The organism is Saccharopolyspora sp. NPDC002578 (assembly GCF_053592695.1).
The window spans coordinates 1-26,161 of sequence record NZ_JBSFWJ010000040.1; the positions used below are offsets into that span (position 1 = coordinate 1).

Here is a 26,161-nt window from a genome sequence, read left to right on the forward strand (position 1 = left end):
TGCTTCCTCGCGAGGACAGCTTTTTCCCTCGTGGCGGAGCCACTCGGGAAAAAGATCCCGCAGCGAGGAAGCAGCTGAGGTTCCGCCACCCGACCCGCTAAGCAGGCCGAATACCGAGAACCAACCTCAAGTACGCAGCATCTCCGCGACGAGGAAGGCGAGTTCCAGGGACTGCTGCGTGTTCAGCCGCGGGTCGCAGGCCGTCTCGTAACGGCCCGCGAGGTCGGTGTCGGAGATGTCCTGAGCGCCGCCGAGGCACTCCGTGACGTCCTCACCGGTCAGCTCGATGTGGATGCCACCGGGGTGGGTCCCGAGCCGGTGGTGCACCTCGAAGAAGCCCTGCACCTCGTCGACGACGCGGTCGAAGTGCCGGGTCTTGTAGCCGGTGCTGGCCTCGTGGGTGTTGCCGTGCATCGGATCGCACTGCCACACCACCTGGTGCCCGGCGGCGGTGACCTTCTCCACGATCGGCGGCAGCAGGTCTCGCACCTTGCCGTTGCCCATCCGGCTGATCAGCGTGAGCCTGCCGGGTTCGCGGTTCGGGTCGAGCCGCTCCACGTACTCCACGGCCATCTCCGGCGTGGTCGTCGGCCCGATCTTCAGGCCGATCGGGTTCGCGATCTGCTCGGCGAACGCGATGTGCGCGTGGTCGAGCTGGCGGGTGCGGTCCCCGATCCAGAGGAAGTGCCCGGACAGGTCGAACAGCCGCGGCGAGCCCTGCGAGTTGTCCAGCCGCAGCATGGCCCGCTCGTAGTCCAGGACCAGCGCCTCGTGGCTCGCGTACAGGTCGACCGCGTGCAGGCTGGAGTCGTCCACCCCGCAGGCCGCCATGAACCGCAGGCCGCGGTCGATCTCCGCGGCCACCGACTCGTAGCGCTCCCCGGCGGGCGAGTTGAGCACGAAGTCCTTGTTCCAGTCGTGCACCTTCGTCAGCGCCGCCATGCCACCGCTGGTCATCGCGCGGGACAGGTTCATCGCGGCGCTCGCGTTGGCGTAGGCCCGGATCAGCCGCGACGGGTCGTGCTTGCGGGCCTCTTCGGTGGCGATCAGCGAGTTGACCATGTCGCCGCGGTAGCTGGGCAGGCCGAGCGCGTCGGTCGAGCTGGACCGCGGCTTGGCGTACTGCCCGGCGAGCCTGCCGAGCTTCACCACCGGCATGCTCGCGCCGTAGGTGAGCACGACCGCCATCTGCAGCAGGGTGCGGATGTTGCCGCGGATGTGCGGCTCGGTGTTGTCCGCGAAGGTCTCCGCGCAGTCTCCGCCTTGCAGCAGAAACGCCTCACCGCGAGCGACGGCGGCGAGCTGGCCGCGCAGCCGGTCGACCTCGGAGGGGACGGTCACCGGCGGCACGCTCTCCAGCACCTTGCGGACCTTGGAAACCTGTTCCTCGGGCCACTCGGGCTGCTGTGCGGCGGGCAGCGTCAGCGCCTCGTCCAGGAGGGCGCGCATCTCAGGGGGCAGCGGAGGAAGTTCCGGCAGCTCATCAACCGGAACATCGACGGTCCAATTCACATTTGCCAGGATAGGCCGTATTGGCCAGTGATTTTCACGCGGGAGAGACGGAACGCACGTCGGTCACCCGCAGGACGAATCGATTCACCCGCTCAACCGCCCCCGGCGGCTCGCCCGGACCGCGCGAACGGGAACGCCGCCCCTCCGGTGGACCCCCGGCGGGGCGGCGTCGTCGGTCCTGGTCCAGCGGTCAGCCGAACAGGACTTCGGCTTCCGCGTAGCGCGACAGCGGGACGGTCTTGAGCTTCGCCGTCGCCTCGGCCAGCGGGACGCGCACGATGTCGGTGCCGCGCAACGCGACCATCTTGCCGAACGCGCCCTCGCTCACCGCGTCCACGGCGTGCAGTCCGAACCGGGTGGCGAGCACCCGGTCGTAGGCGGTGGGCGTACCGCCGCGCTGGGTGTGGCCGAGGACCACGGCGCGGGATTCCTTGCCGGTGCGCCGGGACAGCTCGTCGGCCAGCCAGGTGCCGACGCCGCCGAGCCGGACGTGCCCGAACGCGTCGGTCTCCCCGGTCTGCAGCACCTCTTCGCCGTCCTGCGGGATGGCGCCCTCGGCGACGACGATGATCGGCGCGTACTGCCGCTCGAAGCGCTGCTGCACCCAGTCGCAGACCTGGTCGACGCTGAACCGCTTCTCCGGCCCGAGGATCACGTTCGCTCCCCCGGCCAGCCCGGCGTGCAGCGCGATCCACCCGGCGTGGCGGCCCATCACCTCCACGACCAGCGCGCGGTGGTGCGACTCGGCGGTGGTGCGCAGCCGGTCGATGGCCTCGGTGGCGATGTGCACCGCGGTGTCGAAGCCGAAGGTGTAGTCCGTGGCGTCGAGGTCGTTGTCGATCGTCTTCGGCACGCCCACCACCGGAACGCCGTCCTGGGTGAGCCGCTCGGCGACGCCGAGGGTGTCCTCGCCGCCGATCGCGATCAGCGCGTCCACCTCGTGCTCGGCGAGGGTCCGCTTGATCCGCTCGACCCCGTCGGTCTCCTTGTACGGGTTGGTGCGCGACGAGCCGAGGATCGTGCCGCCGCGGGCGAGGATGTCCTCCACCGCGTCCAGCCCGAGCGGCATGGTGTTGCCCTCCAGCGGTCCTTGCCAACCGCTGCGAAAACCGACGATCTCGTGCCCGTGCACCGCGATGCCCTTGCGCGTCACCGCGCGCAGCACCGCGTTCAGCCCTGGACAGTCGCCGCCACCGGTCAACACACCGATACGCGTTCCAGCCGGCATCGTCGCCGCCTCCCTTGATCCGCTCCACAGTGATCTGGATCTCGTGGCGAGCCTGTCACGGCCTGTATCGGTGCAGCAAGTACTCCGTCCGGGGGACGAACCGGGCAGCACGCCCACCCGGTCGACCGGAACACCTGGTCAGCGCGCGATCACACGGGGAAACCGCGCTTGCGCTGCACCTCTTCGATGATCTTCCACCGGGTGAGGTTGTGGCGAGCGTCGGCGAGCGCGTCGTGGGCGTTGGCCGGCGCGGAGGGCAGCCGCGGCTTGCCGACGTCCTCCCAGCGCTGCCGCAGGTCCCGGGTGAACTTCGGGATCCGCGGCGGCAGCGCGGGCATCGCGCCCCACAACTGCGCCAGCGCCACGTGGTCGTAGGAAGCCAGCCAGGCCCACAGCTCGATGTCCTGATCGCGTGCGGTCAGGAACTCGTAGAGGTCGTCCCGGATCCGGCTGCGGGAACGCCAGGACTTGTCCGCGGGCGGTGGCAGCTGCGGCAGCACGTTCCTGCGCACCCACTGCCCGGCCCGGGACTCGTCGAACTCGGTGGACACGGCGTAGAACTCCCGCCCCGTCTCGTCCACCACCCCGATCGACACCAGGTCGATGGTCTGACCGTCCTCGATGAATTCACAGTCGTAAAAGAACCGCACGGTTCCAGCGTAAAGAGGCCGTTCACCCGGCAGGGGCCGACCCTCTGGCGCGGGCCGCCGACGGCCGTCGCTAGTGCGGGCCGGTTCGCGCTGCCGCGCGCCGCGCCCGCTCAGCCCGCTTGGGAGCGGGGAACCCGGTCGGCGCCGCCGGGCTTCTCGGAGCGGCCCTGCACGGTCCAGCCCGCGACGTGCTTGCCCTCGGCCGCGAGGTCGTCCTTGGCCTTCGAGGCGTAGACGTCCACGTACTCCTGGCCGGAGAGCTCCATCAGCGCGTACATGATCTCGTCGGTGATCGAGCGCTCCACGAACCGGTCGCCCGCCAGGCCCTCGTAGCGGGAGAAGTCCAGCGGCTCGCCCACCTTCACGGTGACCTTGTGCGGGTACCACATCTTCGAACCGATGGGGTTGACCTTGTCGGTGCCGAACATCGCGATCGGGATCACCTGCACGTCGGCTTCCAGCGCCATCCGCGCCACCCCGGTCTTGCCCTTGTAGAGCCGGCCGTCGGGCGAACGGGTGCCCTCGGGGTAGACGCCGAGCAGTTTGCCCTCCTGCAGCAGCCGCACCCCGGTGTCCAGGGCTGCCTGCGCGGCGGCACCGCTGGAGCGGTCGATCGGGACCTGGCCGACGCCGGAGAAGAAGTACTTCTGCAGCTTGCCCTTGATCCCGGTGCCGGTGAAGTACTCGCGCTTGGCCAGGAACGTCACCCGCCTCGGCATCATCAGCGGCATGAAGAACGAGTCGGCGACCGCGACGTGGTTGCTGACCAGGATCGCCGCGCCGGACTCCGGCACGTGCTCGACGCCCTCCACCCGTGGACGGCAGAACAGCCTCATGAGCGGACCGAGCACAATGCGCTTCATCACCCAGTACAGCACGCGCCGCTGCCTTTCTGAACACCCGGAATGCCTCGTTCAAGGTTACGGAGCCCGGTCACCGCGCACAATGCGACCCCGGTTGAGATGGATCAGGCACCTGGAGATCGCCCCGCGGAGGCCCCTCGCGTGCGACGATGAACCAGTAGCGGCGGACTGATTGCGGTAGGGAGGCTGCGGTGCCCGTTCTTCCCGGCGCCGAACCGTTCGTGCACGACGGGTCCGAGGACATCGGTGTGCTGCTGTGCCACGGGTTCACCGGAACGCCGCAGAGCATGCGGGGCTGGGGCGAGCACCTCGCCGCCGACGGGATCACGGTGCGCTGCCCGCGGCTTCCCGGCCACGGCACGGACTGGCGGGACCTCAACCGCACCGGCTGGAACGACTGGTACGCCGCCGTCGATCGGGAACTCGCGGAGCTGAACGGGCGGTGCCGCTCGGTGTTCGCGTTCGGGCTCTCGATGGGCGGCACGCTGACGCTGCGGCTCGCCCAGAACCACCCGGAGCTGTCCGGGATCGTGCTGGTGAACCCGTCGGTGACGACGCTGCGCCGGGACGCGTTCCTGCTGCCCGCGCTGTCCCGCGTGGTGCCGTCCATCGCCGGGGTGGCCGGCGACATCGCCAAGCCCGGCGCCGTCGAAGTCGGCTACGACCGGACTCCGCTGCGCGCGGCGGCGAGCCTGCAGCGGTTGTGGCGGCTGGTGCGCGCGGACCTCGGCCGGGTGCGGCAGCCGGTGCTGCTGATGCGCTCGGCGACCGATCACGTCGTCGAACCCGCGAACTCCCGGATCGTGCTGGACGGCATCCGAAGCGGCGACGTCACCGAAGTCGTGCTGCGGGACAGCTTCCACGTGGCGACCCTCGACCACGACGCGCCGTCGGTGTTCGCCGGTAGCGTCGAGTTCGTCCACCGGATCCACCGCGAGCGCGTCGAGGAACCAGCATGAGCACGCGTCATGAGAACGCCGATGGCCCTGAGGACATCGACGCCGCCTTCGCCGAGATCGTCGCCGGCCTGGAACGGGACGAGCCGATGGCGCGCTGGCCCGAGGAGTCGACGCGCACCAGCTCAGAGGAGCCGCAACGGGCCGCCGAACCGGAGGTCGCCGAGTCGGCGCCGCGGGATTGGACGCCGCCCGCGGACGTCCCCGACGAGGGCCACTACGAGCCGCCGGAGCCGCCGCCGATGCCACGGCCGACGGTGACGACCATCGGCGGGATCACCCTGGTCGTGATCGGGATGACCTTGCTGCTGGTGCCGGGCCTGCTGGGGCTGGGCCCCACGGCGGCGCTGCCGATCGGCCTGGTCGCGGTGAGCGGCGGGATCGGCTGGCTCCTGTTCCGCATGCGCAAGACGCCCCCGGACGACGACGGCGCCCAGCTCTGAGCCGAGCGGTCAGCGGGTGGAGGTGCGCGCCGTGCTCGCGATGTGCTCGCGGGCGAGGGTGGCCGCTCCGACGATCCCCGCTTCGTCGCCACGCTTGGCCACTCGGACCTGGGCGAGCGGGCGGTGCCCGGCACCGGTGACCGCCGCGGCGTAGTGCCTGCGGGCCTCCGGCAGGAACAGGTGCGCCGAACCGGAGACACCGCCGGCGAGGACCACGACCTCCGGGTCGTAGACGTCCGCGACCAGCGCCAATCCTTCGCCGAACCAGCGGGCGAGTTCGCCGACCGCGCGGGCCGCCACCGGATCGCCCTGCTCGGCGGCCTGCGCCACGCGTTCCCCGGTGATCTCGCCCGGGTCCTTGGCGGCCTCCGCCGCCAGCGGGGACGACGAGTCCTCCGCGAGCATCTCCAGCGCGGTGGTGGCCAGCGCCGTCCCGCTGCAGTAGCGCTCCCAGCACCCCCGCTTCCCGCAGGGGCAGGCCCGGCCGCCGGGGACGAGGCGCAGGTGCCCGAGTTCGGGGGCGACGCCGTGGGCACCGCGGAACACGTCGCCGTCGAGCACCAGCGCGCCGCCGATGCCGGTGCCGAGCGCGATGAGGGCGGCGACCTTCGCGCCCGCGGCGGCGCCGAAGCGCTGCTCGGCGATGGCCGCGGCGTTCGCGTCGTGCTCCAGGACGACCGGCAGCTCGACGCGGGCGGCGATGTTGTCGGCGACCGCCACGTGCCGCCACGGCAGGTGCGGGGCGAACCGCACGACCCGCCGGTCCTCGCTGACGAACCCGGCCACGGCGAGCCCGACGCCCGCCACCGGGTACCGGTCGGCCAGGCACAGCACGGTGTCGGCGATCGCCGAGTCGAGCTCGGGTCCGGTGCCCGCGGAGGGGACCCGCAGCGTTTCCAGCACGGTGCCCTGCGGGTCGACGACGCTGGCGCGCAGGCTGGTGCCGCCGACGTCGACGCCGACCGTCAGCACTCGGACTCCCCGGTCGCGGCGGTCCGTCCCGCTGCGGGGACGTGCGCGGCGGCCCGGCCGCGGACCCGGCGCACGTCGATCCGCTGCACCTTCGGCGCCGGCGGCTCGGCGTCGCCGGAGTCGCCGGGAGCGGTCGGCGGCGCCGGTTCGGCGGGCGCGCGGCCGTGTTCGGCGAGGGATTCCCGCAGCAGCTCGACCAGTCCGGCGAGCTGCTCGGTCAACCGGGAGGTCGGCTCGGGGCGCTCACCGCGCAGCAACGCCACGACCGCGCAGATCGGGCACCAGCCGCACGAGCTCGCCGATTCCGATCGTCGCCGGTCCGAGCCCTGGCCGGTTCCGTCCGCGTCGTCGGCGGCGTGCTCGGCGTGCTCGGCCCCGCCGGCGCCGCGCAGGTACTCCTCGGCACGCCACGCCGCCGCGTCGAGCAGCAGGCGGAACTCCTCGGTCACCCGGTCCCGCCCGGCGCCCGCGCCCGGCGCGCCCTCGGCGGTAGCCGCACCCGTCCCTGCGGGATCGGGATGTTCACCACGCATCTGGTCCACCACATCCACTGGTCGGGGACTTCATCGCATCCACTGCTCGGGGTCCGGCCGGAACGACACGACCAGACCGTCATCACCCGCCACCGCCCCCACCACGGTGCAGCGGCGCAGGACCGCGGGCAGGGCGATCAGCCGGCGCCTGCCGTCGACGGTGATCGCGAGTTCGTCGCCGATCCGGGCCAGGTCCACGTCGGCGTCGTCGTGCAGCGGCAACGCCAACCGCAACGTGTACTCGGAATCCAGCGCCCGCCCACCGCCACCGAGCTCCATGGCGGGCGCGCTCGCGGCGGCCCGCGGCGGCTCGTCGTCGGCGTGCAGCTCATCGCCGAGTTCCAGCAGCGCGGCAGCACCGACCGGTTCCGCCGCGCGGTGCAGCACGGTGCGCAACGGCAGTTCCGTGGCGGCCCGCACCCCGGCGATCACGTCGTCCTGCTCCTTGCGCCGCGTGCGCAACCAGGTCGCCGCCTCGCCGCGCGCCGAACCCGGATGCGGCACCAGCCGGTTGACCACCAGCCCGTCCACCCGGATCTGCTGCAGGGCCAGCGCGGTCAGGGTGCGCCTGGTCTCGGCCGCCACCACCGCCTCCGGGGTGAGCACCAGCCGGACGGAGGTGTCGGCGGACAGCAGCATGTCCCGCAACGCCTGCAACCGGTCCGCGAGCCGCCCCAGCGCGTCGGCCACCGAGTCCCAGCGGTCCACGTTCTCGCTGCCCGCGACACCCGCGAGCAGTCCGCGGACCATGCGCCGGTGCGTGGGGAACAGCCGCTCCAGGTAGCCGGACAGCGATTCGGGCAGCGCCAGCAGCCGCAGGGTCTCGGCGGTGGGGCCGCAGTCGACGATCACGGTGTCCCACAGGCCGCTGTCGGCGAGCCGGTGCACTTCGGCCAGCGCCAGCAGGTCCTCGACGCCGGGCAGCACGGTGAGCTCCTCGGCGTCGAGCTCGCTGATGCCCGCGCCGAGCAGCATCGTGCGCAGGTGCTCGCGCAGCTCGGTCCACGCCTCGTCGAGCAACCCGCGGGTCTGCACCTCCGCGGCGTGCAGCCGGGCGAGGCGAGCGGAGCCCGCCGCGTCGTCGTGGAGTTCGACTTCGCGGGGCTCGCCGGTCAGCGCGGCGCCGAAGGCGTCGCCGAGGGAGTGCGCCGGGTCGGTGGAGACGACCAGCACCTTCTGCCCGCGTTCCGCCGAGCGCGCGGCGGTCGCGGCGGCGAGGGTCGTCTTGCCGACGCCGCCTTTTCCGGTGAACAAGAGGATGCGCAAGGGCGGTCTCTGGGGGATCGGGGCTGCGTTGATCGGGGCTGATCACGGCCGGGCGGAGGCGGGGTCGAACGACCCCGCGCCCGGATCGGGTATCCGGTCTGCCTCTGTACTACTGGATCTCCGCTCCCGCCGCAGCGCACGGCCGCGTCGACCGGCAGCGGGACGAGCGGCCGGGCGGGCGCTCAGGTACCGGGTTCGACCCGGCGCTTGAGCTCCTTGAGCGCGGTGTTCATGATCATTTTTTCGGCCTTGCGCTTGAACATGCCGATCATCGGGATCGCCAGGTCCACCGCCAGGCTGTAGGTCACCTCGGTCTCGCCGCCCTGCGGGCTGAGCCGGTAGCTGCCCTGCTGCGCCTTCTGCACCTGCCCTTCGGACAGCGTCCAGCTCACCGAGAGCCCGTCCTCGGCCCACTCGTAGACGTTGACGTAGGTGTCCTTGACGACTCCCGCGTCGAGCACGAACCGCACCTTCTCGGCCTGGCCGGAGCCGGTCGTCGAGAGGACCTCGGTCTCCTTGACCGCCTCCGCCCATTCCGGATAGCTGGCGAAGTCCGAGATCACCGCCATGATCTCGGCCGGGGTTGCCTGGATCACGATGGAGTGCGTGGACTGATCGACCATGCCGCGCAGATTACAGGGCGGCGGCGACCCCCGACGCGACCGGCGGGCGAGTGCCACCGCTCGCGCCGCGGCGGGTCACCACTGCAGCACGTAAGGGCGTTCGGTGCGCTTGAAGTGCCCGACGTTGACGCATTCGGTGCGGCCGACGCGGACCCGCTGCGCCAGCGGCTGGTGCACGTGCCCGAACAGCGACCACCGGGGCCGATCCCGGTGGATGCGCTCCAGCAGCGCGCGCGACCCGTGCTCGGGGCGGCGGGCGATGACGTCGTAGACGAGTTCCGGGACCGCGGGCGGCAGGTGCGAGCAGAGCACGTCCACCGGGTCGAGGGCGGCGACGGCTCCGTCGTACTCGTCCTCCGGCCGCAGGTACGGCACCCATGCGGCGTCCTTGCGCAGCACTCCGCCCGGCGACAGCACGGTGCCGCCGACGAAGCCGAACCGCAGCCCGCCGATCTCCACGCTCTCGCCGTCGACGAAGCGCACGCCGTCGCGGGCGAACTCGGGCCACAGCGCGGGCTCGTCAACGTTGCCCGCGATCGCGTAGGTCGGCGCGCTCATCGCGGCGAACAGCGCGGCGTACTGCTCGCGGACGGCGTCTCGCACGACCTGCTTCGGGTCGTCCAGCGACGCCCACAGCGAGCGGGCGTAGGCGCCGATCTCGGCGCCGCGGTGGTTGCGCCGGAGTTCGGCGAAGTGCGCGACCTTCTCGGCCCCGAAAACCGCGCCCAGGATGCCGCGGCCGTGCTCGTGGTAGTCGACGAAGTCGATCAGGTCGCCGAGCACGAGCAGCGCGTCGGCGCCGTCACCGGCTCGTTTCAGGGCTTCGGCGTTGCCATGAACATCGGACACCACGTGCACGCGCACGATCTACTCCTCACCGCAGTTCCGCCGACCTGTGCGACAGCCTGCCATGATCCTCGCCACCGGCGGAAACGAGTCCGCCGGGCACCGGTGCGCCGCTGGACCCGGCGTGGCAGGCTGCGGGCGGGCGGCCCGAAACGAGTCGAACCAGTTTCGTATTAAGAACTCGGGACTACCGCTCAGTAACTATCAGCGTTAGGTTGTGCGCACATTTCATGTTCCATCGGAGGTTTCAAGGTGCGAGAGTTCAGCGTCCCTGCCACTGAGGCCGTGGCCGAAGACGAGAACCTCACCGACATGGTGTGGGCCAACGCGGAACGTTTCGGTGGCACCGTGAGCTTCCGGCGCCGGATCGACGGCACCTGGGTCGATGTCACGGCCGCCGACTTCGCCGCGCAGGTCCTGGCCGTGTCCAAGGGGATCATCGCCGCCGGGCTGCAGCACGGCGACCGGATCGGCTTGATGTCGCGGACCCGCTACGAGTGGACGCTGCTCGACTTCGCCATCTGGGCCGCCGGTTGCGTCACGGTGCCGATCTACGAGACGTCCGCGGCCGACCAGGTCGAGTGGATCCTCGGCGACTCCGGGGCGCGCGCCGCGTTCGTGGAGACCTCGGCCCACCGCGCCGAAGTCGGCACCGTCGCCGAGCGGCTCCCCGAAGTCGCGCACGTCTGGCAGATCGACGCCGACGGCGGAGCCACCGCGGCCGTCGACGAGCTGACCGCGCTCGGCGCCGACGTGAGCGACCAGACCGCCCACGAGCGCCGCCGCGAAGTCCGCGCCGACGAGCTCGCCACGCTCATCTACACCTCGGGCACCACCGGCCGCCCCAAGGGTTGCGAGCTCAGCCACCGCAACCTGCTGGCCGAGGTCCGCGGCGACGTGAGCGTGTTCCCGCAGCTGCTGCGGCAGGGCAACTCGATGCTGATGTTCCTGCCGATGGCGCACGTGCTGGCCCGCGCCATCGCCACCGCCTGCGTCTACTCGCGCACCACGCTCGGGCACACCGGCGACGTGAAGGACCTCGTCAGCGACCTCGGCTCGTTCCGCCCGACGCTGATCCTCGCCGTGCCGCGGGTGTTCGAGAAGGTCTACAACACCGCGAAGCAGAAGGCCCACGGCGACGGCAAGGGCCGGATCTTCGACGCCGCCGAGGAGACCGCCGTGGCCTACAGCCAGGCGCTCGACGCGGGCGGCCCCGGGCTGGGCCTGCGCGCCAAGCACTTCGTGTTCGACAAGCTCGTCTACGGCAAGCTGCGCGGCGCCCTGGGCGGGCGCTGCCTGGGCGCGGTCTCCGGCGGGGCGCCGCTGGGCGACCGGCTCGCGCACTTCTACCGCGGGGTCGGCGTGCCGGTGCTGGAGGGCTACGGGCTCACCGAGACCACCGCCGCCGCGGCCGTCAACGTCGAAGAGGGCTTCAAGATCGGGACCGTGGGCCGGCCGATCCCCGGCACCAGCATCCGGGTCGCCGAGGACGGCGAAGTGCTCATCAAGGGCGACGTGGTGTTCCGCCGGTACTGGAACAACGAGACCGCCACGAAGGAATCGCTGCAGGACGGCTGGTTCCACACCGGCGACCTCGGTTCCCTCGACGACGAGGGCTACCTGCGGATCACCGGCCGCAAGAAGGAGATCATCGTGACGGCGGGCGGCAAGAACGTCGCCCCGGCCGTGCTGGAGGACCACCTGCGGGCGCACCCGCTGATCAGCCAGTGCATGGTCGTCGGCGACAAGAAGCCGTTCATCGGCGCGCTGGTCACCCTCGACCCGGAGTTCCTGCCTGCCTGGTTGAACAACCACAACCGCTCCGCCGACACGCCGCTGACCGAGCTCGTCGACGACCCCGAGGTGCACGCCGACGTGCAGTCGGCCATCGACGAGGCCAACAAGGCGGTGTCCCGCGCCGAGGCGATCAAGAAGTTCCGCATCCTGGCGAAGGACTTCACCGAGGCCACCGGCGAGATGACCCCGAGCATGAAGCTCAAGCGCAACAAGGTCGCGGAGAACCACGCCCAGGACATCGAGGCCATCTACACCTGAGCCGGTTCCGGACCTGCACAGGTGTCCGGGTGGCGGAACCTCAGCGGTTCCGCCACCGACCGGATCAACGATCAGGCTCTGCCGAGTTCTCGGCCGGTGCCGTTGCGGAAGCCCGCGGTGAGTCGATCGCCGCGGGCTTCCGCGCGTCCGAGGTCCGCTCAGCCGAAGCGGTCGTGGAGTTCGGCGCGCCAGGACTCGACCAGTTCGGCGGCGGACAGGCCCGCGAGCTCGCGCAGCGCCGGGTCCACTTCGGACGGTGCGCCCACCGAGGCGATGCGGCGGTACAGCTCCACGGTCTTCGGCTCCCCCACCCGCCGCACCAGGTGCTCCACCAGCGACCACGACTGCTGGTAGGCCGCGTCCAAGCCCGCGCCGGAGGTGTGGAAGTCCCGGTCTCCTGGCGGGCCGTCGGGCGCGGCACCGGAGCGGACCTGGCGCGCCAGGTCCGGCGCGATGCGCTCCGGCGGCAGTCCGCTGTCGCGGTAGCCCACGTAGTCCGCGAACCCCTCCAGCAACCACATCGGCGCGCCGTCGGCGGTGTCCGCCCGCGCCGCCACGTGCGTCATCTCGTGGCGCAGCACCACCCGCAGCGAGGTGTCCGAGAGCCGGTCCGCGGTGGCGGTGTTGAACACGACCCGCGGTCCCTCGACGCGCCGATCGGCGATGTTCACCTCGTCGGCGACGGCGACGGCCGCGATGCCGTCCACCGCGAACTCGGCGCCCACCAACTCCCGCAGCTCTTCCTGGGAACGGGGCAGCAGCACGCCCACCTGGCGCCGCCAGTCCGGTCCCCACACGTCGGTCACGGCGGCCACCGCCGAGTCGAGCTCGCCCGCCAGGCGGTCCGCGAGCTCCTCGGAGCCGTCGTGCCCGATGATCATTCCGTGCGGGGTGGCCCGCACCCGGCACGGCCCGAAGTCCCACGGCCCCCGCCACGCCTGGCCGCGGGCGCGCTCGTCGTCGCTGAGCAGCCAGCGCCCGTCGCGCCGGGTGAAGGTGAACCCCGCCGGGCGTTCCGTGGGCACCGCGTCCACCCCGGCCAGCGCGTAGCGCAGCACCACGTCGGGGTTCGCCGAGCTCGCGGAGGCACCGGAGGCGGGGCGGACGTCGTAGTCCCACTCGGCCAGCGGCACCTCGGCCAGGTTGTGGAACAGCTCGCGCTGGCGGTGCTGGAAGTCGGGCGGAGCCGCCGGATCGAGCGACGCCGCGAACGCCGCCTCATTCCTCGTGAGAATCGCGCGGGCGCGCTCCCGCAGCACGGACTCCCATTCGTGCTCCAGCGTCGCCACGGAGGCGTTCTGAAGCCCGGAAACGGGTGCGGTCGGCGCCTGGGCCGGGAACGGGACGAACGCGCCCACGGCCAAGGCGGCCGCGGCGGCGACCGCCGCAGGCCACCCCCTCGAGACCCCAGGCACGAGCCGGATCGTAGGTCGGGCGGCGGGCCGCGGCCCGTCGCGAGCACCCGCCGGTCACCCACACGCGGAGAGGGCCGCCGTCCCGGTGGGACGACGGCCCTCGCCGTGCGAATCAAGACCCGCCGAGGCGGGCTCGGCAGAACGTCAGCCGACGATGCGCCGCATCGAGGAGACGTCCGCGATGCTGTCGTAGTCGGCGACCTTCACCACGTCGCCCTCGGTCGGGGCGTGCACGGCCTTGCCGTTGCCCACGTACATGGACACGTGGCTGACCGGGCTGTAGTAGAAGATCAGGTCGCCCGGCTGGAGCTGGCTCGCCGAGATCTTCTTGCCCTCGGTGACCTGCGACTTCGTCGAGCCGCCGATGCTCACGCCGGCCTGCTTGTAGGCCCACTGCATCAGGCCGGAGCAGTCGAAGGTGCTCGGGCCCTTGGCGCCGTAGACGTAGGACGAGCCCTGCTTGCTCAGCGCCGCGGTGACCGCCTCGGCGGCGGAACCAGAGCCGCCGGGCGACTGGTAGTCGGTCTCGCCGCCACCGGTCAGGGAGTCCTGGTCCTCCGAGCTGAGCTCGGCGTAGCGCTCCTTGACCTTGGCGACCTGGGCGTCCATGTCGGCCTTCTTCTTGCCGATCTCGCCCTGGATGCGGGCGGCGTCGGCTTCGGCCTGAGCGGCGCGGTTGCGGGCGTCCTGCGCGCGCTTGGTCGCGTCCTCCGCCTGGTGCACCGCCGCGGACAACTGCTTGATCGCGTCGTTGTTGTCCTTGGCCAGCACGTCCAGCGCCGAAGCGCGGTCCAGGAAGTCGTTCGGGGATTCGCTGACCAGCAGCGCGGACAGCTTGTTCAGCCGTGCGCCCTGGTAGGAGGCGGTGGTGAGCTGGTCGACCTGGCCGCGGAAGCGTTCTTCCTCGGCCCTGGCCTGGTTGGCGACCTGCTCGGCCTGGTCCGCTTCGGCGGTGGACCGGTCGAGTTCCGCCTTCTTGGCCGCGTGGTCGTCCTCGGCCTTCTTGTACTCCTCGGTGACGGCTTCGGCCTGGTGCGAGAGTTCCCGCACCTGCTTGGCCGCGTCCGAGGCGTTGTCGGGGAGGTTGGGGTCTGCGATCGCCGGCGCGGAGGTCATGCCAACGGCGGCGAGGACCGCCGAGGCCGCCAGCGCTCCGCGCATCGTGCGCTTCAATCGATGCGACGCCACGTCGCGCATAGCTCCTTCGTTGTCGACCGCCTACCGAGTACGCGGAGGTGGTGGTCCAGGGCGACCCGGACTCCGGGCGCGGCTTCGCGCCCGCACACCCCACGGGGGCAGGTTCCCGGTTCGGCTCCCCGACTAGCCGATTCGGCGGCGCTTCGCGGAGGACCCGGAGTGGGTCGCTGATCGCCGCGAAGACGCGGTAAGGCTACGAAAGGTGAAGCGTGACGTCCAGAAGTGGGGGGGTAATTCTTCTGAACACCCCGCAATAGCACAATGGGATTATCTTCATGAGCGGAGCGTGATCGGCCTCGCGGTCTCCTGACCAGCGCCTCCCCGAAACCACCACCACGCCCCGCCCCGGCCCAGCACCCCGGATGATCTCCGTATGAGATCCACCACTACCCGACCCGCCAAGCCCCTGCGCAGCGCCCCGACGACGAACCGAAGCCGAGTCCGCCGTGAGCGCTCGGCGCCGAGCGCCCCGCATTCACGACCATCGTCCTGTCAGCGGCGAAGCCGCTGAGCAGCGACCACCATGCCCACCGGCACCGCCGCGGGTTCTGAGTCGGTCTCTCGCTGCGGGATCTTTTTCCCTCGTGGCGGAGCCACTCGGGAAAAAGATCCCGCAGCGAGAAGACACCTGAGGTTCCGCCACCCGACCACCCGAGCAAAACGACCGGCCGGGAATCACCGAAGCGAGCGCACCGCGCGAGTCAGGGCAGCACGAGCCGCGAGTTCCGCGGTGTCCGGGTAGTCGACGCCCACCAACGTCAACCCGTGCGCGGGCGCGACCGCACTGGTGCGTTCCGCGGAGTCCGCCAGTTCCGCGGGCCAACCGCGGCCTTGGCGGCCGTCGCCGACCAGCAGCAGCACGCCCACCAGGCTCCGCACCATCGAATGGCAGAACGCGTCCGCGCTCACCCGGGCCACGATCAGGTGCTCGGCGACCCGTTCCCACTCGAAGCGCTGCAGCTCGCGCACGGTCGTCGCGCCGTCGCGGGGCTTGCAGAACGCGGCGAAATCCCGCAGTCCCAACAGATCCCGCGAGGCGGCGTTCAGCGCGTCGACGTCCACGGTGCGGTTCCACGCCAGGGTGTTCCGCCGCCGCGACGGATCGACGCCCCACGGCGCGTCCGAGACCTGGTACCGGTAGTGCCGCCGCAGCGCGGAGAAGCGGGCGTTGAAGCCGTCGGGCGCCAGCACGACCGAGCGCACCCGCACGTCGCCGGGCAGGATGCGGTTCCACCGGTGCGCGAGCCGGTCGAGGAGCGGAATCCCTTGTGCGTCAACGGGAAACCGCGCCTCGGCGGCGGAGCGGAACGGTTTGGCGTCCACGTGCACGACTTGGCCGTCGGCGTGCACGCCCGCGTCCGTGCGGCCCGCCACCACGACGGATCGCGACATCTCCCGGCCCGGCGGCTGCTTCGACAGCGCGTCCTCCAGGAGGCCTTGCACCGTGCGCTGCCCGGGCTGCTTCGCCCAACCGGCGAAGTCCGTGCCGTCGTAGGACACGTCCAAGCGAAGACGAACGAGCCCGCCCTCCCCGGAAGGAGCGACGGGCTCGTTCGACGCGTCAGAAACCGGAATCAGGACTCGTCCTTCTTCTCGGCCTCCTCGGCCTTGGCCTCAGCGGCGTCGTCGGCCTTGGCCTCGACGGCCTCGGTCTCGACCGCGGCGGACTCGTCCGCGGCCGGGGTCGCCTCGGCGGCCGGCTCGGCGTCCTTCGCGAACTTGGTGCCGCGGGCGGCTTCCGCCTCGGAGGTGACGGTCTTCTCCGTCACCAGGGCGATCACGGCCATCTTGGCGCTGTCACCGCGACGCGGCATCGCCTTGATGATCCGGGTGTAGCCGCCCGGACGCTCCGCGAAGTGCGGACCGATCTCGGCGAACAGCTTGTGCACGACGTCCTTGTCGCGGATGGTCTTCATGACCTCGCGACGGTTGTGCAGGTCGCCCTTTTTCGCTTTGGTGATCAGGCGCTCGGCGAGCGGCCGCAGCCGCTTCGCCTTCGCCTCGGTCGTCGTGATCTTCCCGTGCTCGAACAGCGACGTGGCCAGGTTGGCCAGCATCAACCGCTCGTGCGACGGCGACCCGCCGAGACGCGCTCCCTTGGTGGGGGTGGGCATCGCTTGCTCCTCTCAAGGCGCGGATCGGGTGGCCCTTCCCGCGCATCACAGCTACAGCTGCTCTGTCTCCGCGTAGTCCTGACCGTCGTCGTAGCCGTTGTCCTCGGCCACCGACAAGGAGCCCAGCGGGGTGTCGTCGTCCGCCGACCAGCCCTCCGAGGCGTACTCGGCGGCCGCGGCCGACGGGTCGAACCCGGGCGGGCTGTCCTTCAGGGCCAGTCCCAGACCCACCAGCTTCAGCTTGACCTCGTCGATGGACTTCGCACCGAAGTTGCGGATGTCCAGCAGGTCCGCCTCGCTGCGCGACACCAGTTCGCCGACGGTGTGAATGCCCTCCCGCTTGAGGCAGTTGTAGGAGCGCACCGTCAGGTCCAGGTCCTCGATCGGCATCGCGTAGGCCGCGATGGTGTCGGCCTCGGCGGGCGACGGTCCGATCTCGATGCCCTCGGCGTCCACGTTGAGCTCGCGCGCCAGCCCGAACAGCTCGACCAGGGTCCGACCGGCCGACGCGACCGCGTCGCGCGGCGTGATCGACGGCTTGGTCTCGACGTCCAGGATCAGCTTGTCGAAGTCGGTGCGCTGCTCAACACGGGTGGCCTCGACCTTGTAGGTCACCTTCAGCACCGGCGAGTAGATCGAGTCCACCGGGATGCGACCGATCTCCGCACCGGTCTGCTTGTTCTGCACCGCCGGGACGTAGCCGCGACCGCGCTCGACGACGAGCTCGATCTCCAGCTTTCCCTTGCCGTTGAGCGTGGCGATGTGCAGATCCGGGTTGTGCACGGTGACCCCGGCCGGCGGCACGATGTCGGCCGCGGTGACCTCACCGGGGCCCTGCTTGCGCAGGTACATCGTGACCGGCTCGTCCTCCTCGGAGCTCGTGACGAGCTCCTTGAGGTTCAGGATGACGTCGGTGACGTCCTCCTTCACGCCCGGAATGGTGGTGAACTCGTGCAGCACACCGTCAATGCGCAGGCTGGTGACGGCCGCGCCGGGAATGGAGGACAGCAAGGTCCGGCGCAGCGAGTTGCCGAGGGTGTAGCCGAAGCCGGGCTCCAGCGGTTCGATGACGAACCGGGAGCGGGTCTCGGTCACGGCCTCTTCGGCCAGTGAGGGTCGCTGGGAGATGAGCATGTTGAGTTTCCTTTACCTCACGACGCCCGCTATTTGACGTCGATCCGATAGCAGCTCGCGGCGAACCGCGAGCGGACGACGGAATCCGGCTCCGCCGCCCGGACGGCCACCGCCGGCGACCGGTGAGGGCCGCCGGCGGGAAGCATCACTTCGAGTAGTACTCGACGATGAGCTGCTCGGTGACCGGGGTGTCGATCTGCGCGCGCTCCGGGAGCTGGTGCACCAGGATGCGGAGGTTCGACGGCACGACCTGCAGCCATGCCGGCACCGGCCGCTCGCCCAAGGTCTCCTTGGCGATGATGAACGGCGTGGTGTTCACCGACTTCGGCTTCACGTCGATGATGTCGAACTTCGAGACCTGGAAGCTCGGAACGTTCACCTTGGTGCCGTTGACCACGAAGTGGCCGTGGCTGACCAGCTGCCGCGCCATCCGGCGGGTGCGGGCCAGACCGGACCGGTAGATCACGTTGTCCAGGCGGGACTCCAGCAGCTGCAGGAGGTTCTCGCCGGTACGCCCGGTGCGGCGGTTGGCTTCCTCGTAGTAGGAGCGGAACTGCCGCTCGAGGATGCCGTAGGTGAAACGAGCCTTCTGCTTCTCCTGGAGCTGCAGCAGGTACTCGGTTTCCTTGATGCGCGCGCGCCCGTGCTGCCCCGGCGGGTACGGACGACGCTCGAACGCCTGGTCCCCACCGATGAGGTCAACCTTGAGACGGCGGGACTTGCGGGTCGCGGGACCGGTGTAACGTGCCATCTTCTTCTACTCCTTTCCCGCGATCAGACCCGGCGCCGCTTGGGCGGCCGGCAGCCGTTGTGCGGCTGCGGGGTCACGTCCTGGATCGTGCCGACCTCGAGGCCGGCGGCCTGCAGCGAGCGGATCGCCGTCTCGCGGCCCGAACCCGGACCCTTCACGAAGACGTCGACCTTCTTCATGCCGTGCTCGGCGGCCTTGCGGGCGGCGTTCTCAGCGGCCATCTGCGCGGCGTACGGGGTGGACTTGCGAGAGCCCTTGAACCCGACGTGGCCCGCGGAGGCCCAGCTGATCACCGCACCGGTCGGGTCCGTGATCGAGACGATGGTGTTGTTGAAGGTGCTCTTGATGTGCGCTTGTCCGTGCGCAACATTCTTCTTTTCCTTGCGCCGCACCTTCTTGACGGCGCCAGCGCGAGACTTGGGTGGCATAGCTGTTGTGGTCTCCTAGCGACGCTTACTTCTTCCCGGCCTTCTTCTTGCCGGCGACCGTCTTCTTCGGTCCCTTGCGGGTACGGGCGTTGGTCTTCGTCCGCTGCCCGTTCAACGGGAGGTGGCGGCGGTGCCGCGTCCCCTCGTAGCAACCGATCTCGATCTTCCGGCGGATGTCGGCCGCGACCTCGCGGCGCAGGTCACCCTCGACCCGAAAATTGTTCTCGATGTACTCGCGGAGCTTCGCGAGCTGGTCATCGTCGAGATCCTTCGCGCGCGCGTCGAACGAGATGTCCGTCGCCGTCAGGATCTCCTGGGAGCGGCTGCGGCCGATCCCGAAGATGTAGGTCAGCGCGACCTCCATGCGCTTGTCACGCGGGAGGTCGACACCGGTGATCCTTGCCATGTAGGCAGGTCTCCTTCGTGTCGTTCCAGGTCTGCAACCCCTGCCGCCTCCACACCGCATCCGGCGTGAAGCCCCGGCCTGGAACCGGAGGTGGACCGGCTCACTCACGAGCCGGCAGGCGAGGGGAGTTCCCTTGGATTGTCAGTACGGCTACATGTCCGCGACGGACGCGATCAGCCCTGGCGCTGCTTGTGGCGCTGGTTGTCGCAAATGACCAGGACCCGCCCATGACGACGGATGATCTGGCACTTGTCGCAGATCTTCTTCACACTAGGTTGGACCTTCACGGTCGTGCTCTCCTGCTCGGACGCGTGCCCGGTCTCCCGGACACCGTGGAGGTCACTTGTAGCGGTAGACGATGCGCCCACGGGAAAGGTCGTAGGGCGAGAGCTCCACGACGACCCGGTCCTCGGGCAGGATGCGGATGTAGTGCTGACGCATCTTGCCACTGATGTGCGCGAGGACCTTGTGCCCGTTCTCCAACTCGACGCGGAACATCGCGTTGGGGAGCGGCTCGATCACGCGACCCTCGACCTCAATGGCCCCGTCTTTTTTGCCCATGTCCTCCGCGTTTCGTGACGGTGACGGTTGGTAAGGCTTGCGCCTTCGGCCACCCGACCCGGAGACTTCCCTCCAGGACCGGCGACGGACGCGCTCCGGTCGGCCCGAACTGCCCTGAGTGTGCGGTGAACCGCGAGACGCCCGTGGGACGGCCCGGCCGATGAGTCCGATGACGAACTCCCCGGAATGCCCCCTGCGAGCACAAGGCACGACGAACCGGCGCGATGAGTGCGCCGTTGCTCCACTGTACGCGCAGGCCGATTCGGGCTTCATCCGGGGGCTGGACAACGTCCCTGGTCGGCGGGCCGGTCCGGATTCGGCGCTCGCGCGCGATCCACCCCGGCGCCGGGCCCCTCACGCGGAGCGGGCGCGTCAACGCGGTGGGTGCGCGCGCATCGACGGTGGGTGAACGGGCGGGAGCGAGTGTGAGCAGACCTCCACCGCACCCCCCACTCGGGTGGTTGCGGCACCGCTCGCGGGCTGTCTACGTTCGATCTCACCCGTCGGCGCGACGATGATGTCGACCGGCGCGGTTGCGGAAAGCCCCGGCGACTCGGATTCGCCCAGCGCTCCGTCCGAGGAACCCGCGAGCAGCTCCGGTTCCGGCGCCAACGCAGCCACCCGTTCCGACCGCTGATCCGCGCTTCGAGGAGAGCAGTGACCGCGCAACAGGACCACACATCCGCCGCCCGGAAGCCGTCGCCCGGACCGGTGGGCAGGCTCGCCGAATACCGCACGTTCCTCACCAGTGCCGTGCGCAATCCGCGGGAGGTCGGTGCGGCCACCCCCACCTCGGCCGCCGTCGCGGCGACCGTCGCGCAGGTGGTGCCCACCACCGGCACGCCCGTCGTGCTGGAGCTCGGCCCCGGCACCGGCTCGCTCAGCGGCGGCATCCACGAGCGGCTGCCCGCGGGGGCCCGGCACATCGGCATCGAGCTCGTCGACGAGATGGTGGAGCACCTGCGGGCGCACGCGCCGTGGATGGAGCTCGTGCACGGCGACGCCGGTGACCTGGTCCCGCTGCTGGCCGAGCGGGGCGTCGACCGGGTGGACGCGGTGATCAGCAGCATCCCGTGGTCGCTGCTCCCCGACGACGAACAGGACCGCGTCCTCGGCGAGGTCACCAAGGTGCTCGCCCCGCACGGCGCGTTCACCGCGCTCACCTACCTGCCCGCGGAGCACAACCCCGGCGGCAAGCGGTTCCGCACCCGCCTGGCCACCACGTTCGACGAGGTGCTCACGCACACGACGTGGCGCAACTTCCCGCCGATCCTGCATTACATCTGCCGGCGCCCGTTGCACTGACGAAACGCCGTTCGATCTTGTGCTGCGGCGGGATCGGAGCGCTTTTCGCTTCGAGATCAATTCTTCGAGCGGCCGCGACCCCGATAGCGGACCTCGTGAGCAGAGCACCGAGAACCTTCGGTGCTCTCGCCCGAGCACTGGTCAGCGACGCGGCCATCGCCAGAACGACGATCCGGAAATGCCCCGAAAAGGATCTCCGTGCCCTTTGGGGCAGATCCGGGCGATTTCCCGCTCACGGCATCCGGGACCGCCGGATTCCGGGGGCGGGCCGTTACGGTTCTCCAGGACCTCTCTTCCGATCCTGGAGCGCCGAGTGAGCAAGCAAGCCAAGCTGCGCGAGTACCGCACCTTCGTCACGCGCGCCGTCCGGCAGCCCGGCACCGTGGGTGCCGTGCTCCCCACCTCCGAGCACGTCGCGAGAGCGGTCGCGGAGGTCGTCCCGGCCAGCGGCACGCCGACGGTGCTCGAACTCGGGCCGGGCACCGGTGCGCTCAGCGGGGCGTTGCGCGAACGGCTGCCCGACGGCTCCGACCACTTGGCCGTGGAGATCGACCCGGAGCTGGTGCGGTACCTCAACTCCACGAAGCCCTGGCTGGAGGTCATCGAAGGCGATGCCCGGCACCTCGTCGAACTGCTCGCCGCGGCGAACCGCACCCAGGTGGACGCGGTCATCAGCAGCATCCCGTGGACGCTGCTGCCCGCCGACCAGCAACGCGCCTTGCTGCGCGAGGTCTCGAAGGTGCTGACGAAGGAAGGCGTGTTCACCACGGTCACCTACGTGACGACGTTGTGGCGGGCGAACACGATCGCCTTCACCGAGATCCTGCGGGAGACCTTCGAGGAAGTGCTGCCGCGCAGCACGGTGTGGCGCAACGTCCCGCCCGCCCGCGTGTACGTCTGCCGCCGCCCGCGGCACTGACCCCCGCACGACGAATGCCTCATCCGGACGGCTCTCGCCGCCGGATGAGGCATTCGCGTCAGAGGTGTTCTCACGCCGGGCTAGGGGCTCGGCTCACTGCTCCGGAGCGGTGAGGACCCAGGGCCCGTCTTCGGTGATCGCGACGGTGTGCTCCCAGTGCGCCGCGCGGGAACCGTCGAAGGTGACCACGGTCCACTCGTCGTCCAGTTCCACGGTGTCCACCGAGCCGAGCGTCAGCATCGGCTCGACCGCCAACGCCATGCCGACCCGCAGCTTCGGGCCGCGACCGGGCTTGCCGAGGTTCGGCAGGAACGGCTCCATGTGCATCTCGGTGCCGATGCCGTGGCCGCCGTACTCGGCGATGATCCCGTAGTCGATGCCGTCGGACTTGCCCGCCGCCTGCGCCGCGGTCTGCACGGCGTGCGAGATGTCGGTCAGGTGCGCTCCGGCCTGCGCCCGCTGCAACCCGGCCCACATGGCCTGGCGCGTCGCGTCGGACAGCGCCTGGTCGCGCTCGCTGACCGCGCCGATCGACAGGGTGACGGCGGAGTCCCCGTGCCAGCCTTCGAGGATGGCCCCGCAGTCCACCGACAGCAGGTCGCCGTCGGCGAGCACCTCGGACTTCGACGGGATGCCGTGCACGACCTTCTCGTTCACCGACGCGCAGATCGACGCCGGGAAGCCGTGGTAGCCCTGGAAGGACGGGACGGCACCGGCGTCCCGGATCACCTGCTCGGCGACCTCGTCGAGCTCACCGGTGCTGACACCGGGTTCGGCCTTCGCGGAGACCGCGGCGAGCGCGCTGGCCACGACCAGCCCCGCCGCCCGCATCGCCTCGATCTCGCCGACCGATTTGAGCTCGATGCCCTTGCCTCGCCGAAACACCCGTGTTCCCGTCCGTTCCTCAGGTCTGGTGCGCGCCCGTCAGGCCTTCTTCTGGCCCAACGCGTCGAGCGCGCGGTCGGTGATGTCCTCGACCGAGCCGAGTGCGTCGATCTTGACGACCTTGGCCCGGTAGTAGTCCAGCAGCGGTTCGGTCTCCGAGTGGTAGACGGCGAGCCTGCGCCGGATCACGTCCTCGGTGTCGTCCGACCGGCCGCGGTCGAGCATGCGGCGCACGAGCTCTTCCTCGGGCACGTCGAACTGGACGACGGCGGTGAGCTCCATGCCGTTGTCGGCCAGGATTTCGCCGAGCACGTCGGCCTGCGGCGTCGTCCGCGGGAATCCGTCGAGCAGGAACCCGTCCTGCGCGTCCGGCTCCGCCAGCCGCTCGCGAACCATCTCGTTGGTGACCTCGTCGGGAACCAGTTCGCCCGCGTCCATGTAGGACTTGGCCTTCTGCCCGAGTGGCGTGGAATTCCCGATGTTCGCGCGGAACAGGTCGCCGGTGGAGATGTGCGGAACGGCGAGCCGTTCGCCCAGCACGGCCGCTTGGGTGCCCTTGCCCGCACCAGGCGGGCCGACGAGAACCAATCGCACCAAGGGTCTGCCTCCGAATCATTGCGGTGGTCTGCAGCCACCTTCGTCGAGCGCTCCGCACTCACCCCGTGGAGTGCGGATGCTGATCGCCGCGCGCGTTGCCCGGCGGGATCGACGCTCGGCGGGCCGCCCTGGTATCAGCCCAGGCCAGGGCCACGCCGAACGTCGCCACGGACGAACACCATAATGCACGCGCTATGCGGAACGCCGATGAGCTTCCGCGATGCGAAACAATGAGTCCGCCATCCGTACTCGGGGAGTTTACCGGAGGAAACCCTCGTAGTTCCGCTGCGTGAGTTGGCTCTCGATCTGCTTCACGGTGTCCAAGCCGACGTTGACCATGATCAACACCGCCGTGCCGCCGAACGGGAAGTTCTGGTTCCCGCCCTGGCCCGTCAGGCCCAGGAAGAAGTTCGGCAGGATCGCGATGATGCCCAGGTACAACGAGCCGGGCAGCGTGATGCGGGACAGCACGAAGCTCAGGTACTCGGCGGTCGGCCGACCAGGCCTGATGCCGGGGATGAAGCCGCCGAACTTCTTCATCTCGTCAGCCCGTTCCTCCGGGTTGAACGTGATGGAGACGTAGAAGTAGGCGAAGAAGATGATCATCGCCATGTACAGCAGGATGTGCACCCAGCTGGACGGGTCGACGATGTAGGTCTGGATGAACCGCGCCCACCAGGAGTCCTGGTTGCCCGCGAGCTGCCCGAGCAGCTGCGGCAGGTACAGCAGCGAGGAACCGAAGATCACCGGGATGACACCGGCCTGGTTCACCTTCAGCGGCAGGTACGTCGACGTCCCGCCGTACATCCGGCGACCGATCATGCGCTTCGCGTACTGCACCGGGATCCGGCGCTGCGCCTGCTCGATGAAGACCACCGTGGCGATGATCGCCACCGCGAACAGGCAGACCACGGTGAACACCAGGCCGCCGTGCGTCTGCAGGATCTTGCCGCCCTCAGCGGGGATCCGGGCCGCGATCGAGGTGAAGATGAGCAGCGACATGCCGTTGCCGACACCGCGCTCGGTGATCAGCTCACCCATCCACATCAGCAGCGCGGCGCCCGCCGTCATCACGACCACGATGGTGATGAGGTTCAGCACCGAGCTGTCCGGGATGACGTCCGCGGAGCAGTCGGGGAACAGCTGGCCGCGCTCGGCGAGCGCGACGATGCCCGTCGCCTGCAGCACCGCGAGCGCGATCGCCAGGTAGCGGGTGTACTGCGTCAGCTTCGCCTGGCCGGACTGCCCTTCCTTCTTCAACTGCTCGAAGCGAGGAATGACCACCTGGAGCAGCTGGATGATGATGCTCGCGGTGATGTAGGGCATGATGCCCAGCGACAACACCGACAGCTGCAACAGCGCGCCACCGCTGAACAGGTTCAACAGCGAGAAGACACTCTGACTGCCCTGCAGTTCCTGATAGCACTGCTGGACGTTCGGGTACGAAACCCCCGGAGAGGGAATCGTGGCGCCGAGCCGGTACAGCACGACCATGCCCAGTGTGAACAGGATCTTGCGGCGCAGGTCCGGCGTCGCCAGAGCCGAGCGGAAGGCGCCGAGCACGCGAACCTCCTGGTGCGCAAGCCGGGGTTACCGGCCGAACGATGGCCGGCTTCCCAAATCCTCGTACGCGGGGCCGGCACGGCTGGAAAATCCACAGCACCGTGCTCGGCACGGTGCTGCCTGGGCGACTCTAGCAGGTCGCCGAATACGCTCCGTCAGTCGGCGGTGATCCGCCGCACCCTCCCGGTCACAGCACCGGGAAGAGGGTTCGCCGACGGGAGCGCGGCCGGCGCGGCCCTCCCGGTCCACCGACCGGTCCGACCTGCGCACGACCCGCCGCGGGGCCTCCCGGCAGTGCGCCGGAAGGCCCCGCGGATCCGCGGATCAGCCGCAGTTGGCCGACTTCTCCTCGTCGGTCATCGGGCTGGTGTCCTGGGTGATCGTGCTCTCCTGGGAATCGGCGGGGCCGGTGACCTCCATCGGCACGTACCAGATGTAGTGGTCGTAGAACTTGTCCTCGAAGTGCAGCTCGTAGGTGCCCTTGACCTTCTGCATCTTCGGCCCGTGGAAGACCCGCCCGGCGTCACCGGGATTGACGTCGATGTTCGTCGTCTGGGTCTCGGTGTGGGATTCCTTCCACTCGTGGCCGTAGCTGGCCTTGAAGGTCACCTTGAACACCTCGCCGAACGAGGTCGACATCGACAGCCCGAGGCTGTTGCTCTCGGAGGTGGTGTCCGACCAGGACACCCCCATCCGCTGCGGCAGCTCGGTGCAGTTGAACGTGGGGCTGCCGACGAGCTCGGAGGTGTTCTGGAAGTACTCCGGCTCCCCCTCCGGGTGGAACACGCAGCTGTCGGTGCCGTTGTCGCACTTCTCCAGCAGTTCGCGCGCGGTGGGTTCGTCGGCCGCGGAGGCGGGCGGGACGACCAGCAGTCCTGCCACGGCGGCCGTGGCGGCGGCGGTGGCGATGCGGTGGATCATCGGTGGACCTCTCTTTCG

Annotated in this window: 28 protein-coding genes; 5 read left to right on the forward strand and 23 right to left on the reverse strand. The window is 70.1% G+C overall.

Annotated elements, in window-relative coordinates; translation table 11 throughout:
- Nucleotides 1–126: 126 nt before the first annotated feature.
- From ACWD38_RS19095 to ACWD38_RS19110, 4 genes are all read right to left on the reverse strand, one after another.
- Nucleotides 127–1,512, reverse strand: a complete 1,386-nt coding sequence (locus ACWD38_RS19095; RefSeq protein WP_450124593.1) for a class II 3-deoxy-7-phosphoheptulonate synthase — start codon at nucleotides 1,510–1,512, stop codon at nucleotides 127–129.
- A 190-nt stretch (nucleotides 1,513–1,702) separates the two neighbouring features.
- On the reverse strand, nucleotides 1,703–2,740 hold the full coding sequence (locus tag ACWD38_RS19100) for a 6-phosphofructokinase (RefSeq protein WP_184477909.1): 1,038 nt from the start codon (nucleotides 2,738–2,740) through the stop codon (nucleotides 1,703–1,705).
- Between the two features lie 149 nt (nucleotides 2,741–2,889).
- Nucleotides 2,890–3,390 (reverse strand): polyadenylate-specific 3'-exoribonuclease AS, encoded by a 501-nt coding sequence (locus ACWD38_RS19105; protein WP_184477908.1) that lies wholly within the window; start codon nucleotides 3,388–3,390, stop codon nucleotides 2,890–2,892.
- 110 nt (nucleotides 3,391–3,500) lie between these two features.
- A complete protein-coding gene (locus ACWD38_RS19110) occupies nucleotides 3,501–4,268 on the reverse strand; it encodes a lysophospholipid acyltransferase family protein (protein WP_450124594.1) in 768 nt (255 codons plus the stop codon).
- A gap of 176 nt (nucleotides 4,269–4,444) precedes the next feature.
- On the opposite strand from ACWD38_RS19110, the gene ACWD38_RS19115 reads away from it, so the two are divergent.
- Nucleotides 4,445–5,212, forward strand: coding sequence for an alpha/beta hydrolase (locus ACWD38_RS19115; RefSeq protein ID WP_450124595.1), 768 nt, complete (start codon nucleotides 4,445–4,447; stop codon nucleotides 5,210–5,212).
- A complete protein-coding gene (locus ACWD38_RS19120; protein ID WP_184477905.1) occupies nucleotides 5,209–5,652 on the forward strand; it encodes a DUF308 domain-containing protein in 444 nt (147 codons plus the stop codon). Before ACWD38_RS19115 ends, ACWD38_RS19120 begins: the two co-directional genes overlap by 4 nt.
- Nucleotides 5,653–5,661: 9 nt before the next feature.
- On the opposite strand, the gene ACWD38_RS19125 is transcribed toward ACWD38_RS19120, so the two are convergent.
- The 5 genes from ACWD38_RS19125 to ACWD38_RS19145 form a co-directional block, all read right to left on the reverse strand.
- Nucleotides 5,662–6,624: an ROK family protein gene (locus ACWD38_RS19125; protein WP_184477904.1), complete on the reverse strand. Its 963-nt coding sequence runs from the start codon at nucleotides 6,622–6,624 to the stop codon at nucleotides 5,662–5,664.
- Nucleotides 6,618–7,157, reverse strand: coding sequence for a hypothetical protein (locus tag ACWD38_RS19130; protein ID WP_246456692.1), 540 nt, complete (start codon nucleotides 7,155–7,157; stop codon nucleotides 6,618–6,620). Before ACWD38_RS19130 ends, ACWD38_RS19125 begins: the two co-directional genes overlap by 7 nt.
- A 30-nt stretch (nucleotides 7,158–7,187) precedes the next feature.
- Complete coding sequence (locus ACWD38_RS19135) at nucleotides 7,188–8,423, reverse strand: ArsA family ATPase (protein ID WP_450124596.1); 1,236 nt, start codon at nucleotides 8,421–8,423, stop codon at nucleotides 7,188–7,190.
- A gap of 182 nt (nucleotides 8,424–8,605) precedes the next feature.
- Nucleotides 8,606–9,046 carry an SRPBCC family protein gene (locus ACWD38_RS19140; RefSeq protein ID WP_184477902.1) on the reverse strand — a complete coding sequence of 147 codons (441 nt, stop codon included), beginning with the start codon at nucleotides 9,044–9,046 and terminating at the stop codon, nucleotides 8,606–8,608.
- 75 nt (nucleotides 9,047–9,121) lie between these two features.
- Entirely contained in the window at nucleotides 9,122–9,910 is a 789-nt protein-coding gene (locus tag ACWD38_RS19145; protein WP_184477901.1) for a metallophosphoesterase, read from the reverse strand.
- 234 nt (nucleotides 9,911–10,144) lie between these two features.
- Between ACWD38_RS19145 and ACWD38_RS19150 the strand changes: the two genes are divergently transcribed.
- Nucleotides 10,145–11,947, forward strand: coding sequence for an AMP-binding protein (locus ACWD38_RS19150; protein WP_184477900.1), 1,803 nt, complete (start codon nucleotides 10,145–10,147; stop codon nucleotides 11,945–11,947).
- A gap of 158 nt (nucleotides 11,948–12,105) precedes the next feature.
- On the opposite strand, the gene ACWD38_RS19155 is transcribed toward ACWD38_RS19150, so the two are convergent.
- From ACWD38_RS19155 to infA, 10 genes are all read right to left on the reverse strand, one after another.
- Nucleotides 12,106–13,362 carry a basic secretory protein-like protein gene (locus tag ACWD38_RS19155; RefSeq protein WP_450124597.1) on the reverse strand — a complete coding sequence of 419 codons (1,257 nt, stop codon included), beginning with the start codon at nucleotides 13,360–13,362 and terminating at the stop codon, nucleotides 12,106–12,108.
- A 144-nt stretch (nucleotides 13,363–13,506) separates the two neighbouring features.
- The gene (locus tag ACWD38_RS19160) at nucleotides 13,507–14,559 is read right to left on the reverse strand and encodes a C40 family peptidase (protein ID WP_184477899.1); all 1,053 of its coding nucleotides are present in this window, start codon (nucleotides 14,557–14,559) and stop codon (nucleotides 13,507–13,509) included.
- A gap of 675 nt (nucleotides 14,560–15,234) precedes the next feature.
- A complete protein-coding gene (gene truA / locus ACWD38_RS19165; RefSeq protein WP_450124598.1) occupies nucleotides 15,235–16,065 on the reverse strand; it encodes a tRNA pseudouridine(38-40) synthase TruA in 831 nt (276 codons plus the stop codon).
- Nucleotides 16,066–16,133: 68 nt separating this feature from the next.
- Nucleotides 16,134–16,673 carry a 50S ribosomal protein L17 gene (gene rplQ, locus ACWD38_RS19170; protein ID WP_184476424.1) on the reverse strand — a complete coding sequence of 180 codons (540 nt, stop codon included), beginning with the start codon at nucleotides 16,671–16,673 and terminating at the stop codon, nucleotides 16,134–16,136.
- 51 nt (nucleotides 16,674–16,724) lie between these two features.
- Nucleotides 16,725–17,807, reverse strand: a complete 1,083-nt coding sequence (locus ACWD38_RS19175) for a DNA-directed RNA polymerase subunit alpha (RefSeq protein WP_184476422.1) — start codon at nucleotides 17,805–17,807, stop codon at nucleotides 16,725–16,727.
- Between the two features lie 145 nt (nucleotides 17,808–17,952).
- Nucleotides 17,953–18,558 carry a 30S ribosomal protein S4 gene (gene rpsD, locus ACWD38_RS19180; RefSeq protein ID WP_184476420.1) on the reverse strand — a complete coding sequence of 202 codons (606 nt, stop codon included), beginning with the start codon at nucleotides 18,556–18,558 and terminating at the stop codon, nucleotides 17,953–17,955.
- A gap of 23 nt (nucleotides 18,559–18,581) precedes the next feature.
- Entirely contained in the window at nucleotides 18,582–18,986 is a 405-nt protein-coding gene (gene rpsK / locus ACWD38_RS19185; RefSeq protein WP_184476418.1) for a 30S ribosomal protein S11, read from the reverse strand.
- A 25-nt stretch (nucleotides 18,987–19,011) separates the two neighbouring features.
- The gene (gene rpsM, locus ACWD38_RS19190) at nucleotides 19,012–19,392 is read right to left on the reverse strand and encodes a 30S ribosomal protein S13 (protein WP_184476417.1); all 381 of its coding nucleotides are present in this window, start codon (nucleotides 19,390–19,392) and stop codon (nucleotides 19,012–19,014) included.
- Nucleotides 19,393–19,565: 173 nt separating this feature from the next.
- A complete protein-coding gene (gene rpmJ, locus ACWD38_RS19195) occupies nucleotides 19,566–19,679 on the reverse strand; it encodes a 50S ribosomal protein L36 (RefSeq protein WP_184476415.1) in 114 nt (37 codons plus the stop codon).
- A gap of 52 nt (nucleotides 19,680–19,731) precedes the next feature.
- A complete protein-coding gene (gene infA / locus ACWD38_RS19200; RefSeq protein WP_009948665.1) occupies nucleotides 19,732–19,953 on the reverse strand; it encodes a translation initiation factor IF-1 in 222 nt (73 codons plus the stop codon).
- Between the two features lie 657 nt (nucleotides 19,954–20,610).
- On the opposite strand from infA, the gene ACWD38_RS19205 reads away from it, so the two are divergent.
- Together ACWD38_RS19205 and ACWD38_RS19210 are read left to right on the forward strand one after the other, a co-directional pair.
- Nucleotides 20,611–21,258, forward strand: coding sequence for a class I SAM-dependent methyltransferase (locus ACWD38_RS19205; RefSeq protein WP_343071163.1), 648 nt, complete (start codon nucleotides 20,611–20,613; stop codon nucleotides 21,256–21,258).
- A gap of 313 nt (nucleotides 21,259–21,571) precedes the next feature.
- Nucleotides 21,572–22,177 (forward strand): methyltransferase domain-containing protein, encoded by a 606-nt coding sequence (locus tag ACWD38_RS19210; protein ID WP_184476413.1) that lies wholly within the window; start codon nucleotides 21,572–21,574, stop codon nucleotides 22,175–22,177.
- Nucleotides 22,178–22,270: 93 nt separating this feature from the next.
- On the opposite strand, the gene map is transcribed toward ACWD38_RS19210, so the two are convergent.
- From map to ACWD38_RS19230, 4 genes are all read right to left on the reverse strand, one after another.
- Nucleotides 22,271–23,062, reverse strand: coding sequence for a type I methionyl aminopeptidase (map, locus tag ACWD38_RS19215; RefSeq protein ID WP_184476411.1), 792 nt, complete (start codon nucleotides 23,060–23,062; stop codon nucleotides 22,271–22,273).
- Nucleotides 23,063–23,101: 39 nt separating this feature from the next.
- Nucleotides 23,102–23,659 (reverse strand): adenylate kinase, encoded by a 558-nt coding sequence (locus tag ACWD38_RS19220; RefSeq protein ID WP_184476409.1) that lies wholly within the window; start codon nucleotides 23,657–23,659, stop codon nucleotides 23,102–23,104.
- Nucleotides 23,660–23,917: 258 nt separating this feature from the next.
- A complete protein-coding gene (gene secY, locus ACWD38_RS19225; protein ID WP_184476407.1) occupies nucleotides 23,918–25,222 on the reverse strand; it encodes a preprotein translocase subunit SecY in 1,305 nt (434 codons plus the stop codon).
- A gap of 324 nt (nucleotides 25,223–25,546) precedes the next feature.
- Nucleotides 25,547–26,143, reverse strand: coding sequence for a hypothetical protein (locus ACWD38_RS19230; protein WP_184476405.1), 597 nt, complete (start codon nucleotides 26,141–26,143; stop codon nucleotides 25,547–25,549).
- Nucleotides 26,144–26,161 lie beyond the last annotated feature (18 nt).

Coding starts and splice junctions, on each gene's coding strand:
- rplQ (WP_184476424.1), bottom strand. CDS start 16,673: ATGCCCACCCCCACCAAGGGAGCGCGTCTCGGCGGGTCGCCGTCGCAC.
- ACWD38_RS19160 (WP_184477899.1), bottom strand. CDS start 14,559: ATGCGCGACGTGGCGTCGCATCGATTGAAGCGCACGATGCGCGGAGCG.
- infA (WP_009948665.1), bottom strand. CDS start 19,953: ATGGGCAAAAAAGACGGGGCCATTGAGGTCGAGGGTCGCGTGATCGAG.
- rpsK (WP_184476418.1), bottom strand. CDS start 18,986: ATGCCACCCAAGTCTCGCGCTGGCGCCGTCAAGAAGGTGCGGCGCAAG.
- rpsD (WP_184476420.1), bottom strand. CDS start 18,558: ATGGCACGTTACACCGGTCCCGCGACCCGCAAGTCCCGCCGTCTCAAG.
- ACWD38_RS19130 (WP_246456692.1), bottom strand. CDS start 7,157: ATGCGTGGTGAACATCCCGATCCCGCAGGGACGGGTGCGGCTACCGCC.
- ACWD38_RS19120 (WP_184477905.1), top strand. CDS start 5,209: ATGAGCACGCGTCATGAGAACGCCGATGGCCCTGAGGACATCGACGCC.
- ACWD38_RS19100 (WP_184477909.1), bottom strand. CDS start 2,740: ATGCCGGCTGGAACGCGTATCGGTGTGTTGACCGGTGGCGGCGACTGT.
- rpsM (WP_184476417.1), bottom strand. CDS start 19,392: ATGGCAAGGATCACCGGTGTCGACCTCCCGCGTGACAAGCGCATGGAG.
- ACWD38_RS19140 (WP_184477902.1), bottom strand. CDS start 9,046: ATGGTCGATCAGTCCACGCACTCCATCGTGATCCAGGCAACCCCGGCC.
- ACWD38_RS19230 (WP_184476405.1), bottom strand. CDS start 26,143: ATGATCCACCGCATCGCCACCGCCGCCGCCACGGCCGCCGTGGCAGGA.
- ACWD38_RS19175 (WP_184476422.1), bottom strand. CDS start 17,807: ATGCTCATCTCCCAGCGACCCTCACTGGCCGAAGAGGCCGTGACCGAG.